Here is a 13,073-nt window from a genome sequence, read left to right as displayed (position 1 = left end):
CCGTGGCCGCGGGGAGGGGACCGGGCAGGAGGTCAACACAGCTCCGTCCGGAGGGCCGCGAGGAAGAGCGCGGCGTCCCGGCCGTTGATCAGCCGGTGGTCGTAGGCGAGGCCGATGTTCGCGACGGTCCTCGCCGTCACGGTGCCGTCCTCGCCGAGGACGAGCTCCGGCTGCGGCGAGGTGACCGCGAGCGCGCAGACCGTCCCGGGGAAGACGAAGGGGATCGCGAGGGTCACGTCGGCGTCGGTGTGCAGGGTGACGGCGATGTTCGCGCCGGTGAGGTCCCGCTCCCGGAAGCCGCCCTCGGTGGCCGCCAGCCGGTAGCGCATGAGCGTGTCGGCGATCTCCCTGAGCGACCCGGTGTCGTGGACGACGGGCACGTAGAGGCCCTCGCCCATGTCGAAGGTGACCCCGACGCGCGGGGCCCGCGCCAGCACGGCCCGGTCCCCGTCGACCGAGGCGAAGAACAGCGGGAAGGCCGGATGCAGCGCGGCCACGGCCTGGACGGTCAGCTCCGCCAGCCCGACCGGCCTGCGGACCTCCCTGCTCAGCCCCCTGGTCCGCGCCAGCAGCGGCCCGACGTCGAACTTCACCACGGTGTAGGCGGCGGGGATCGTGCCGTGCGAGGTGGTGACCGCCCGCGCGACGGCCCGCTGCACCCGGGAGAGCCGGTGCGTGCCCGCCGTGGTGTCGAGGTCCGTCGCGCCGGAGGCCGTCGCGTCGCCCTGCCCGGAGGCGCCGTCGGCGGGGCCGGAGACCGTGCCGGCCGGCGCGGCGGGGCCGTTGTCGGGACCGGAGCCGGCCAGGCGTTCCACGTCGGCGCGCCGGACGACGGACAGCCCCAGGGCGGCGACCTGGGCGGAGGTGACGCCGAGCTCCGCCATCCGGGCCCGGGCGGGGTCGGTGACGACCGGTCCCCCGGTCGAGGCGTCCGCGCCTCCGAACAGGGCGGGGGCGTCGGTGGCCGGGGCATCCGCGCCGGTGGCCGGGGCGTCCGCGCCTCCGGACGGGGTGTCCGCGCCGGCGGGCGGGGCGGGGGCGGCCTCGGGGGCGATCCGGGCGAGGACGGCACCGGGGGCGACCCAGGTGCCGGCCGCGGCCACGTGGTGGAGGTGACCGGGCTCGGCGGCCTCCAGCTCGTCGGCCGCCTTGGAGGTCTCCAGGACGGCGACGGGGTCTCCGGCCTGGACGGGCTTGCCGTCTTCGACGAGCCACTCCACGACCAGATACTCGGTGTCGTTGTTGTTGAGCTTGGGTACGCGGATGTCAGCCACGCAGGGCCTCCCGTACGGCGTGGTGGATCGTGGACTCCCCCACCAGGACCTCGTTCTCGAGGTGGGCGGCGGTGGGGATCACGCTGGCCCGGGAGTGGACGAGGCGGACGGGGCCGCGCAGGCGGTCCCAGAGGCGGCCGTGCAGGAGATGGGCGACCTCGCTGCCCCAGGTGCCGCCCGCCGTGCTCTCCTCGGCGACGAGGACGACCTCCCCCAGGTACGGCAGCAGCGCCTCGACGTCCAGCGGGTAGAGCCGGGAGGGGACCAGCAGCCGGCCGGAGACCTCCTGCTCCACCAGCAGCGACCGCATGGCGGCCAGGGCCCGGTGCGCCACCCCGCCCGGCGCGATGATCACGTAGTCCGGCCGGTCGCCCGGGTCGCGGAGCTCGACCACGGCCAGATCCCCGTCCCGGCGCACCGTGAACAGCGGGTCGACCTGGTCCATCTGCCGGGTGTAGAGGACCTTGTCCTCGAAGAACACGCACGGCTCGCCCCGCTCCAGCATCGCGCCGAGCACGGCGCGGTTGTCGTGGAAGGGGGACATCTCATACAGCGACAGCCCCGGCATCCCGACGAAGTGCTTCTGCAGGCTCTGGCTGTGCGTGGGCCCGTAGCCCCGGCCGCCGCCGGTCGGGCAGCGCACCACCATCCGTAGCGGCAACCGCCGGCCGTACATGGAGACCGACTTGCTCGCGAAGTTGCAGAGCTGGTCGAAGGCGAGCGCCACGAAGTCGCCGAACATGATCTCGGCCACCGCGGTGTTGCCGGTCAGCGCCAGGCCCGCCGCGACGCCGGTCAGGGCGCCCTCGCTGATCGGGGTGCCGATCACCCGGCCGGGGAACCGGGTCGACAGGCCCCTGGTGACCTTGAAGGCGCCGCCGTACGGGTCGGTGATGTCCTCGCCGAGCACGTAGGCGGTGGGGTCGTCGTCCAGCAGTCCGTGCAGGGCCGCGTTCAGGTTCTCGGCTACTCTCACGCCCCCTCCCAGCGGGCGGGCGGGCGGGCGGCGACCTCGTCGGCGATCGCCTGGACCTCGGCCCTGACCAGCCCGTCGAGCCGGTGGAACTGGTCGGGGTGGTCGTGGGCGTAGCGGTCGTACCAGTCGTTGTCCCTCGCTGCCCGCACGGCGCCGGCCGGGCGGATGTCGTCGCCCTTGCTGTGCGGGCCGAGCCGGTGGGTGACGAACTCCACCACCAGCGGCCGCGACCCGCGCACCTCGGCGACCAGCGGGCCGAGCGAGGCCCGGATCTCGTTGACGTCGCCGGAGACGACCAGGTGGTGCCGGATGCCGAAGGCCGCCGCCCGGCTCCCGACGGTGCCCGCCATGTGCGACGCGGTCGGGGTGGACTGGGCGATGCCGTTGTTCTCCACCACCAGCAGCAGCGGGAGCTCCCAGAGCGCGGCGAGGTTCAGCGCCTCGTAGACCGCGCCCTCGCCCCAGGTGCCGTCGCCGATGTAGACGCAGGCCAGCGCGCCGGGCTCGGACCGCTTGAGGTGGAGGGCGACCCCGGCGGCCACGGGCAGGCTCTCCCCCTGCACGCCGGTGGACAGGTAGCGGTCGCGGTGGATGTGCTGGCTGCCGCCGACGCCCCCGCAGACCGCGCCCTCCCTGCCCATGATCTCGGCGAGCAGGCCGTGCGGGTCGCGGAAGGCGGACAGGTAGTGGCCGTGGCCCCGGTGGTTGCTGAAGACGTGGTCGTCCGGGCCGAGCAGCGGGCGCAGCGCCACCGGGACGTATTCCTGGCCGAGGCAGGTGTGCGTGGTGCCGTTGAGCTCGCCCCTGCCGTACAGCTCCAGGAGTTTCAGCTCGAAGTGCCGGACCAGCAGCAGCAGTTCCAGGTCGTCGTCGTCCAGACGGGACAGGCGGAGCCGGTCGAGGGTCTCAGTCATCGCCGAGTGACTCCACGATCCCGGCGATGGTGGGGTTGTCGAAGAAGGCGTCCAGGGAGACCTCGATGTCCAGGCGCTTGCGCATCCGGGCGATGATCTGCGTGATGGTCAGGGAGTGGCCGCCCAGGTCGAAGATGTCGTCGTGGTCGTCGATCGGCGAGATGCCCAGGACTTCCTCCCAGATCTCGCGTACCTGGTCGGTGAGGGTGGTGACGGAACCCATCTCTTACTCCTGAATTTCGTTCAGTATTTCGTTCAGCGTCAGGTCGGGGTCGTGTGTGGCGCGTTCCAGGAGGAGGCGCAGGTCGGCGGCCGCCTTCGCGGCGTCCGGGACCGCCTCGGGGTCGTGACGCAGGCTGATCGTGAGGCCGCCGGGACCGTCCACGCACTGCAGGTGCAGCGCGCCGCGGACCGCGTGGTTGAAGACCGTCCACTCCACCGAGGTGTCGAGGCCGGCGAACACGGGGTCGGCGCCGTGCGGGTGCGGTAGCTGACCGAGACGGGGACCAGCGCGGCGTGCGGCCGGATGCGGGGCATCGCGCGGGTCAGCGGCACCTGCCGGAACCGGTAGACCTCGCGCAGCTCGGCGCGGAGCGCGGTGGCGAACGCCCGGAAGGTCGTCTCCGGTGAGGGGGTGGAGGCGACCGGGAGCTCGTTGACGAACAGGCCGATGTGGCCGGCCGCCTCGGCGGGCCGGGTGGACAGGTCGACGGCGGTGGTCACCTCGGCGTTGCCGTACCCGGAGAGCAGGACGTGCAGGGCGGCCAGCAGCACCTCGAACCGGGTGAGCCCGGGGACCGACGGGTCGGCGGTGATCCGCAGCACCCGCCCCTCCCCCGCCCGCCGGGACCGCAGCGCCCGGCCGAGCAGCACGGTCTCGCCCGGATCGCGCCACCGGGGCTTCCAGAACTCCTTCGCGGCCGGGAGCAGGGCCGCCACCCGGTCGCGCTCGGCGCGGCCGTGGTCGATCGCGGGCAGCGGGGGCGGCCGCTCGCCGTTGTAGAAGGTGGCCAGGTCGCCGACCAGGATGTCCTTGGACTGGCCGTCGAAGACCAGGTGGTGGGCGACGAAGACGAGCAGGTGCCGCCCGGGGCCGGTCTCGAACAGGGTGAACCTGGCCAGGGGGCCGCTCTCCAGGTCGAAGGGGCGCAGGATCTCCTCCCGCACCGCCGCGTCCATGCCCGCCCCGCCCGCCGGGCCGGTGGACGGCCCGTCCGGGAGACCGTCCGCCGGACCTCCCGGACCGGTGAGCGGACCGTCCGGCAGGCCGTCCGCCGGACCTCCCGGGGGGCCGGCCGCCCGCCGTACGGGGACCTCGGCGCCGGGCACGAGCCGCAGCTCGTCGCCCACCTCCGCCACCACGCCGCGCAGCACCGGATGCCGCTCCACGACGGCCGCGCAGGCGGCCAGCAGCGCCGCGGTGTCGGGCTCGCCGCGCAGATGGACCAGCAGCGGCATGTGGTAGGCGGTGCCCACCTTCACGGTCTGCTCGGTGACCCACATCCCCTGCTGGGTGAAGGTGACCTCGGCCGTCTCCTGCCCGGCGGAGGCCGCGCCGCCGGTCATCGGGCGTCCTCCAGGGTCCGGCGCAGGGCCCGCTTGTCGACCTTGCCGCCGTTGTTGCGGGGCAGCGCGCCGGCGGTGGTCACGTGAGCGGGCAGCTCGTGCGGGGCGAGCCGGTCCTTGAGGAAGATCCGCAGCTCCTCGGGCGTGAGGGGGACGCGGGTCACCATGGTGACGGCGACGACGGTGCCGAGCACGGGGTGCGGGACCCCGAAGGCGGCCGCCTCGACCACGGCCGGGTGCTGGTAGACGGCCTCCTCGACGTGGATCGTGGAGACCTTGTAGGCGCCGGACTTCACCACGTCGCCCTCCCGGTCGACGAGGTAGAGGTAGCCGTCGGCGTCGATGCGGCCGAGGTCGCCCATCCGCACCCATCCGTCGCGGAAGGTCCCGCTCTCCGGGTCGCCGTAGTAGGCGCGCGGCGCCGCCGGTGACCGCATCCAGACCTCGCCGGTCTCCCCCTGCGGGAGCGGCGCGCCCTCGGCGGTGGCGATCCTGACCTGTCCCCCGGCCACCGCGCGGCCGACGCTCCCCGGCCGGTCCGGGTCGAACATCATGATCGTCTGGGCGGGGGCGGCCTCGGTCGAGGTGTAGTAGTTGGTGATCGTCGCCTTGGGGAAGGCCGTGGTGAGCGCCTGGGCGACGGCCGAGGGCAGCGGCGCGGCGGCCGAGCCGAGCAGCAGCACGCTGGACAGGTCGTAGCGTTCGCCGACCCCGGCGTTGATCAGCTCGATGGCCATCGCGGGGACGAGGAAGACCGTCCCGGCCCGGTAGGACTCGACCAGCGCGGCGAAGCGGCCCGGGGTGAAGCGCGGCAGCGTCACCACGGCCGGGTGGGCGTCGAGCGCGTTGATCAGCATGGCCTGACCGGCGTTCGTGCCGATCGGGAAGGCGTGGAGCAGGTGCCTGGAGTGCGCGAACGGGCGCCGCTTGGCGCCGCAGCCGTAGGCCAGGTTGGCGTGGGTGGCCGACACGCCCTTGGGGCGACCCGTGGTCCCGGAGGTGTAGAGGATCTGGGCGAGGTCTCCGGGGGCGGGACAGGTCAGCTCGCGGGCCGCCCCGCTCCGCTCGTAGGACGTTTCGGCCCGCAGCTCGGCGACCGTGGCGCTCCAGCCGACCTCGGGCACGGTGAGCCCGCCGGCGTGGACGGTTCCGCTCGCACGGCAGTGCTCCAGCATGAAGCGCAGATCAGCGGGGGCGAGGCGGTCCGACAGCGGCACGGCGGCCGCCCCGGCCGCCAGCACCCCGCAGAACGCCACGGCGTAGTCCGCCCAGTCTGCGCTCCCGAAGACCAGGCCCACCCGATCGCCCCTGGTGACACCCCGCGCCACCAGGCTGTTCGCGATCACGACGGACCGCTCGTACCACTGGCGATAGGTGAGCGGATCCGAGCCGTGCACGATCAGCGCGACCCCGTCGGGGTCGGCGGAGGCTCGGTCTCTGAGCAATTGGGGGACGGTCAGGTTCACCATGTGAACCTCCCAATAAAGATCGGATGTATATGAGCTCAGCGCATGCGGGCGCCCGAGTCGCAACAGGAAAGAATCTTTACTATTCTAAAACGAGCGTCAGTCTTACATGATCGCCACAGCAGCGCAAGCCCTTTGCCGAGGTTCGCGAGAGCACCGGAAACCCTTGCCACACAGGGCCTTGCGCACCCCGGGCGGAGGTGTAACACTAACCACCCGGAACTAACTGAAAGGTTTCTTTCCAGAAAGAAGCTTTTCCCATTACGTGCTCAACTCGGTAAATATGCGCGGAGCGGGCTTCCGCATTCCCATTTTCAGGCGCCATCGCGCGAATGCGGGCCCGCGGCCGACGAAGGAGCTCTGCGTGCCCCAGCCAGAGACCGTTTCCCCCGGCCGACCTGCGACGGAATACCCGCTGTCGTACGGACAGCAGCGGCTGTGGTTTCTCCACCGGCTCGATCCAAGCGACTCGGCCTACAACACATCCTATGTTTACAGGTTGAAAGGCCGCCTTGACACGGTCGCGCTGGAGGCCGCCTTCACCGCCGTGGCGGCCCGGCACGAGAGCCTGCGGACCCGGTTCCGGGAGGTGGCCGGAGAGCCGCTGGCGATCGTCGACCCGCCCGCGCCCGTGACGCTGGAGCGGCTGACGGCCGGGGACGAGCAGGAGGCGCGGGGCCTGGTCTCCATGCTCACCAACACGGCCTTCGACCTGTCCGCCGCGCCCCCGTTCCGGGTCGCGCTGATCGGTCTCGGACCCGACGAGCACGTGCTCTGCGTCGTCCTGCACCACATCAACGGCGACGGCTGGTCACTGAACGTGCTCCGCTCCGAGGTGGCCGTCCACTACGGCAGCGGCGGCACCGCCCCGCTGCCCGAGCTGCCCCTCCAGTACGGCGAGCACACCCGCCGCCGGCACTCGGCGGACTCCGGCCTCCAGTGGTGGGTCGAGCGGCTGACCGGGGTGCCGCCCCTCGAACTGCCCACCGACCGGCCACGTCCCGTCCAGCGCAGCGGCGCCGGCGGCGAGGTGGACTTCCGGATCGACGCCGACGTGGCCGACGCCGTCCGGGACCTGGCCCGCCGCGCCCGCTGCACGCCGTACATGGTGCTGCTCGCCGCCTACCAGGTCCTGCTCGCCCGGCACACCGGCCAGAGCGACTTCTGCGTGGGCACCCCGTCGGCCGGCCGCGACAGCACCGAGCTGGAGACCATGATCGGTTTCCTGTCGACCACGCTGGCCCTCCGCTGCGACCTGTCCGGCGACCCCACCTTCGGCGAGCTGCTCAAGCGCACCAGGCGGGTCGTGCTGGACGCGCTCTCCCGGCAGGACGTCCCCTTCGAACGGCTCGTGGCGGAGCTGGACGTGGAGCGGGACCTCAGCCGCACCCCGCTGTTCGCGACCCTGTTCGCCTTCCACACCCACGGCGAGTGGGTCGACCCGCTGCCCGGCCTGACCGCCACGCCCTTCCCGCACGGCTGGTCCCGGGCCCGGCTCGACCTGTCGGTGGACATCTCCCCCGCCCACGACGGCCACCTGCTGGGCAGCGTGGTCTACAGCACCGACCTGTTCGACCGCGAGACCGTGGAGCGGATGGTCGCCCGCTTCCAGGAGCTGCTCGTGGCCGCCGTGGCCGACCCCGAGGTGCCGGTGGGCTCGCTGCGGATGCTGCCGGAGGCCGAGCTCGCGCTGCTGGAGGAGTGGAACGGGACCGGCGCCGAGCTGCCCGGCGTGACACTGGTCGACCTGGTGCTGGAGCAGGCCGCCGCGACCCCGGACGCCGTCGCGGTGCAGACCCTGACCCACCCCGGACAGCCGGCCCCGGACGCCGCCGCGGAACCGGCCCACGCCGGCCGGCCGGCCGCCGCCCCCGGCCACACCGTGGTGAACACCGTGACCTACGCGGAGCTGGTACGGCGGGCCGCGGAGCTGGCCGGCCGGCTGGGCGCCGCCGGCATCGGCCGCGGCTCGCTGGTCGCGGTCCGGATGGAGCGCGGCGCGGACATGGTCGTCGCGCTGCTGGGCGTGGCGATGAGCGGCGCCGCCTACCTGCCGGTCGACCCCGACTACCCCCAGGCCCGCGTCTCGTACGTGATCGAGGACTCCGCGGCCGCGCTGGTGCTGACCGGCCTCGACGACCTTCCCCCCGCGGCCGCCGCGCTCTCGCGGCCCGGCCCCGGCGACACCGCCTACGTCCTGTACACCTCCGGGTCCACCGGGCGTCCGAAGGGCGTGGTGGTGCCGCACCGGGCGCTGACCAACTTCCTGCTGGCGATGCGGGGCCTGGTCGGGTCCTCGCCCCGGGACGCGTGGCTGGCGCTGACCTCGCTGTCGTTCGACATCTCCGCCCTGGAGCTGTATTTGCCGCTGGTGACCGGCGGCCGGGTGGTCGTCGCCGACGCCGAGACGGCCCGCGACGGCGCCCGGCTCGCCCGGCTCGTCCGGGACGCGGGCGTGACCCACGTCCAGGCGACGCCGTCGGGGTGGCGGGTCCTGCTCACCGGGGACCTGCCCCGGGTGACGGGCCTGACCGGCGGCGAGCCGCTGCCGGCGCGGCTCGCCCGCGAGCTGCGTCCCCGGGTGGACCGGCTCGTCAACGTCTACGGCCCGACCGAGACCACGATCTGGTCCACGGCCTGGGAGGTCCCCGAGGACCCCGACGAGATCGTCATCGGCCGCCCGATCGCCAACACCACCGTCCACGTCCTGGACCCCACCGGCGCTCCCGCCCCGATCGGGGTCCCGGGCGAGCTGCTCATCGGCGGCGCGGGAGTCGCGACCGGCTATCTCGGCCGCCCCGCCCTGACCGCCGAGCGCTTCGTCCCCGGCCCCGGCGGCTCCCGCGTCTACCGCACGGGGGACCGCGCCCGGCTGCGGGGTGACGGCGCCCTGGAGTTCCTCGGCCGCACCGACAACCAGGTCAAGCTCCGGGGCCACCGCATCGAGCTCGGCGAGATCGAGGCCGTGCTCGACGCCCATCCCGCCGTACGGCAGGCGGTCGTCGCGGTGCGCGGGGACCGGCTGGTCGCCTACGCCGTACCGGCTCCGGACGCCCGCGGGCTCCTCGACGAGATCGGCGAGCACGCCAGGCGGGAGCTGCCGGGATACATGGTGCCCAGCGTGTTCGTCGAGGTGGAGGCGTTGCCGCTGACGCCGAACGGGAAGATCGACCGCAGCGCGCTGCCGGACGCGGAGGGCGGGTCCCGGCGGGAGGCGAGAGCCCCCCGCACTCCGGGCGAGCGGCTGGTCGCACAGGTCTTCGCCGAGGTGCTCGGGGTGGCCGAGGTCGGCGCGGACGACGACTTCTTCACGCTCGGCGGTCACTCGCTGCTGGCGACCATGGTCACCGCGCGGCTGTCGGCGCTGTCCGGCACGGAGGTGCCCGTCCGGGAGGTGTTCCTGCGGCCGACGGTCGCCGCGCTGGCGGAGCTGGTCGGCGACGGCGCGGAGCCCGCCGGCCCCGGGGACGGGCGGGCGGGACAGGCCGACGACCCCGGTGACGGGACGGACAATCGGTCCTACATCGCCGGGGACAGGACGGCCGGGCACGCCGCCGGCTCCGGGGACGGACCGACGGGACGGGAGGGCCGTCCCGGGGGCGGGCCGGCCGACGGGCCCCGGCCGCGGCCGGCGGGGACCACCGCGCCGCTCTCGGCCGGCCAGGAGCGGCTCTGGTTCCTCAACCGGCTCGACCCGGACGACGCCTCCTACAACATGTGCCTGGTCAGGCGGTTGCGGGGCCCGCTGGACCTGGACGCCCTGGGCAGGGCCCTGGACGGCACGGTGGCCCGCCACGAGAGCCTGCGCACCCGCTTCCCCGAGGTGGACGGCGCCCCCGTCACGGTCGTCGACCCGCCCGGCCCGGTCGCCGTCGACCGGGTGGGCGCCGAGGGCGAGGCCGGGGCCCTGGAGCTCGTCGCGGCGCTGACCAACAGGCCCTTCCCGGACCTGGCCTCCCGGCCGCCCCTGCGGGTCACGCTGGTCAGGATCGGCGAGGACGACCATGTCCTGTGCCTCGTCCTCCACCACATCCTCGGCGACGGCTGGTCGCTCAACCTCGTCTTCGACGAGCTGTCGGATCTCTACTCCGGCCGGGCGGAGCTGCCCCCGGTGCCGCTCCAGTTCGGCGACGTCGCCCGCTGGCAGCGCGAGCGCGACACCGGCGGCCTGCTCGCCTACTGGCGCGACCGGCTCGCCGACCCGACCCCGCTGGAGCTGCCGGCCGACCGGCCGCGCACCGCGGGCGCCGCCCGGCGCGGCGACGTGGTGACGGTCCGGCTGACCTCCGGCGAGGCCGGCGCGCTGACCCGGCTGGGCAGGGAGCACGGCGCCACGATGTTCATGGTCCTGCTCGCCGCCTACCAGGTGCTCCTGGTCCGGCACACCGGCCAGAGCGACATCCTGGTCGGCACGGCCACCGCGGGCCGGGACCGGGTCCAGCTCGAACCGGTCGTCGGCTACCTCAGCGACACCCTGGTCCTACGCGGCGACCTGTCGGGCGACCCCACCTTCGCCGACCTGCTGCGCGAGACCCAGATCGGCGTCCTGGACGCCTTCTCCCACCAGGGCGTCCCGTTCGAGGAGTTGGTGACGGCCCTGCGGACCGAGCGGGACCTCACCCGCACACCCCTGTTCCAGACGATGTTCATCCTGCACACGCAGGACTCCGGGCACGCCCGCGACGCCTTCGCCGGGCTGACCACCACGGCCTTCGAGCACGGCATGCGGCAGGCCAAGCTCGAACTGATGCTGGAGGCCTGGCAGGACGAGCACGAGCTGCTGATCACCCTGGTCTACGACGCCGAGCTGTTCGACCGGGCCACCGTCGAGGGGCTGGCCGGCCGCTTCCGCCTGCTCCTGACCGCGCTGCCCGGGGCCGCCGGCGAGCGGGTCTCCGCCCTCCCGCTGCGCACCGGGGACGACGACGCCCTGCTCCGCCGCCTGTCCGAGGGCCCGGCCCAGCCGCCGGCGACCGCCGTGCCGGACCTGTTCGCGGCGGCCGTGCGGAGCACGCCGGACGCGGTGGCCGTCGGGTGCGGGCAGACCCTGCTCACCTACGCCGAGCTGGACGCGCGCGCCGACGGGCTGGCCGCGCTCCTGCAGGCGCGCGGCGTCGCCCCCGGCGACGTGGTCGGCGTCCGCCTGGGCCGGACCCCGGACACCGTCGCCGCGCTGCTGGCCGTCTGGCGGGCCGGAGCCGTCTACCTCCCGCTCGACCCCGACTACCCCGAGGACCGGCTCGCCTTCCTGGTGGCCGACAGCGGGGCCTCCCACGTGCTGGCCGAGGCCGGGCCGTACCAGGGGGTCCCGGAGCCCGCGCCGCGCGACGCCGCCGCCTACGTGATCTACACCTCGGGCTCCACCGGCACGCCCAAGGGCGTCGTGGTCGAGCACGAGGGGCTCGCGGCGCGGGTGGCGTGGATGCGTGAGGCGTACGGCCTGGGCCCCGGCGACCGGGTGGTGCAGTTCGCCTCGCTGAGCTTCGACACCCACGCCGAGGAGATCTACCCCACCCTGGCCGCCGGGGCCCGGCTGGAGCTGCTGCCCGACGGCGGCGTCACCCTGCCCGACCACCTGGACCAGGTCACCGTCCTGGACCTGCCGACGGCCTACTGGCACGCGCTGGTCGACCAGATCGACGAGATCGCCTGGCCCCCGACGCTGCGCCTGGTGATCCTGGGCGGCGAACAGGTCCACGAGGCGGCGGTGGCCCGCTGGCGGGAACGCTTCGGCGACCGGGTGCGGCTGGTCAACACCTACGGCCCGACCGAGGCCACGATCATCGCCACGGCCGCCGAGCTGGACGGCTCCCCCGGCAGGCCGCCGATCGGCACCCCGATCGGCGGCACCCGGGTCATGGTCCTGGACGGCCACGGCGAGCCCGTGCCGCCGGGCGCGCCGGGCGAGCTGTGCGTGACCGGGGCCGGGGTCGCCCGGGGCTACCTCGGCAGGCCCGCGCTGACCGCGCAGCGCTTCGTCCCCGGCCCCGGCGGTTCACGGATCTACCGGACCGGCGACCGGGCCCGCTGGCGGAGCGACGGGCGGCTGGAGTTCCTCGGCCGCGACGACGACCAGGTCAAGGTCAGGGGCTTCCGGGTCGAGCTGGGCGAGATCGAGGCCAGGATCCTGGCGCATCCCGGCGTCGGCCAGGCGGCGGTGGCCGTACACCAGGAGACCCTGGTCGGCTACGTCGTGGGCACCGCCACGGGCGAGGAGCTGGGCAGGCACCTGACCGGCGCGCTGCCCGCCTACATGGTCCCGGCGCTCTGGGTCGGCCTCGACGCCCTCCCGCTGACCCGCAGCGGCAAGATCGACCGGGCCGCGCTGCCCGCGCCCGAGGTCAGGACGGGGGCGGCGACCGCCCCGCGCGGCGACGCCGAGCTGCTGGTGGCCGACGTCTTCGGCGAGGTGCTGGGGATCGGGGAGATCGGCGCCTTCGACGACTTCTTCGCCCTGGGCGGCCACTCGCTGCTGGCCACCCGCGTCATCGCCAGGCTGCGCGCCCTCGTCGAGGTGGACGTACCGATCCGGACCCTGTTCGCGCGGAGCACCGTGGCCGGTCTCGCGGCGGCGGTGGAGGAGCTGCTGATCGCCGAGCTCGACGGGCTGTCGGAGGAGGAGGCCGCCCGTCTCGTGCAAACACCTCAAGGAGAAGGGGAGCTGGGATGAGTCACCGCGTCGTGGTCAACCACGAGGAGCAGTATTCGATCTGGCCCACCGGCCGGGAGCTGCCGGACGGCTGGCGGGAGGAGGGCGCCGCCGGGAGCCGGGACGAGTGCCTGGCCCACATCGACCAGGTCTGGACTGACATGCGCCCGCGCAGCGCCAGGGAGGCCGGCGGTGTGTGACGAGTGGATCTGGATCTCCAATGACGAC

General features: G+C 74.1%; 8 protein-coding genes. 2 read left to right on the top strand and 6 right to left on the bottom strand.

The window, feature by feature from the left end; genetic code table 11:
- Window positions 1-32: 32 nt before the first annotated feature.
- Genes J2S55_RS02720 through J2S55_RS02695 form a run of 6 tightly spaced genes read right to left on the bottom strand, consistent with a single transcriptional unit; the run spans window position 33 to window position 6,199 of the window.
- Entirely contained in the window at window positions 33-1,274 is a 1,242-nt protein-coding gene (locus tag J2S55_RS02720; protein WP_306857024.1) for a 2-oxo acid dehydrogenase subunit E2, read from the bottom strand.
- Window positions 1,267-2,250 (bottom strand): alpha-ketoacid dehydrogenase subunit beta, encoded by a 984-nt coding sequence (locus tag J2S55_RS02715; RefSeq protein WP_306857023.1) that lies wholly within the window; start codon window positions 2,248-2,250, stop codon window positions 1,267-1,269. Before J2S55_RS02715 ends, J2S55_RS02720 begins: the two co-directional genes overlap by 8 nt.
- Window positions 2,247-3,164: a thiamine pyrophosphate-dependent dehydrogenase E1 component subunit alpha gene (locus J2S55_RS02710; RefSeq protein WP_306857022.1), complete on the bottom strand. Its 918-nt coding sequence runs from the start codon at window positions 3,162-3,164 to the stop codon at window positions 2,247-2,249. The genes J2S55_RS02715 and J2S55_RS02710 overlap by 4 nt, the downstream gene beginning before the upstream one ends.
- Window positions 3,157-3,387 (bottom strand): phosphopantetheine-binding protein, encoded by a 231-nt coding sequence (locus J2S55_RS02705; RefSeq protein ID WP_306857021.1) that lies wholly within the window; start codon window positions 3,385-3,387, stop codon window positions 3,157-3,159. The genes J2S55_RS02710 and J2S55_RS02705 overlap by 8 nt, the downstream gene beginning before the upstream one ends.
- A gap of 38 nt (window positions 3,388-3,425) precedes the next feature.
- Window positions 3,426-4,730, bottom strand: a complete 1,305-nt coding sequence (locus J2S55_RS02700; RefSeq protein ID WP_306857020.1) for a condensation domain-containing protein — start codon at window positions 4,728-4,730, stop codon at window positions 3,426-3,428.
- Window positions 4,727-6,199 carry a class I adenylate-forming enzyme family protein gene (locus J2S55_RS02695; protein WP_306857019.1) on the bottom strand — a complete coding sequence of 491 codons (1,473 nt, stop codon included), beginning with the start codon at window positions 6,197-6,199 and terminating at the stop codon, window positions 4,727-4,729. Before J2S55_RS02695 ends, J2S55_RS02700 begins: the two co-directional genes overlap by 4 nt.
- A gap of 280 nt (window positions 6,200-6,479) precedes the next feature.
- On the opposite strand from J2S55_RS02695, the gene J2S55_RS02690 reads away from it, so the two are divergent.
- Both J2S55_RS02690 and J2S55_RS02685 read left to right on the top strand, forming a co-directional pair.
- Window positions 6,480-12,866 carry a non-ribosomal peptide synthetase gene (locus tag J2S55_RS02690; protein WP_306857018.1) on the top strand — a complete coding sequence of 2,129 codons (6,387 nt, stop codon included), beginning with the start codon at window positions 6,480-6,482 and terminating at the stop codon, window positions 12,864-12,866.
- Entirely contained in the window at window positions 12,863-13,045 is a 183-nt protein-coding gene (locus tag J2S55_RS02685) for an MbtH family protein (protein WP_306857017.1), read from the top strand. Before J2S55_RS02690 ends, J2S55_RS02685 begins: the two co-directional genes overlap by 4 nt.
- Window positions 13,046-13,073: the final 28 nt, after the last annotated feature.

Source organism: Streptosporangium brasiliense (genome assembly GCF_030811595.1).
In the GTDB taxonomy this organism is placed as follows: domain Bacteria; phylum Actinomycetota; class Actinomycetes; order Streptosporangiales; family Streptosporangiaceae; genus Streptosporangium; species Streptosporangium brasiliense.
The sequence above is the reverse complement of the archived record's forward strand: the minus strand, read 5'-3'. Positions and strand labels throughout refer to the sequence as shown.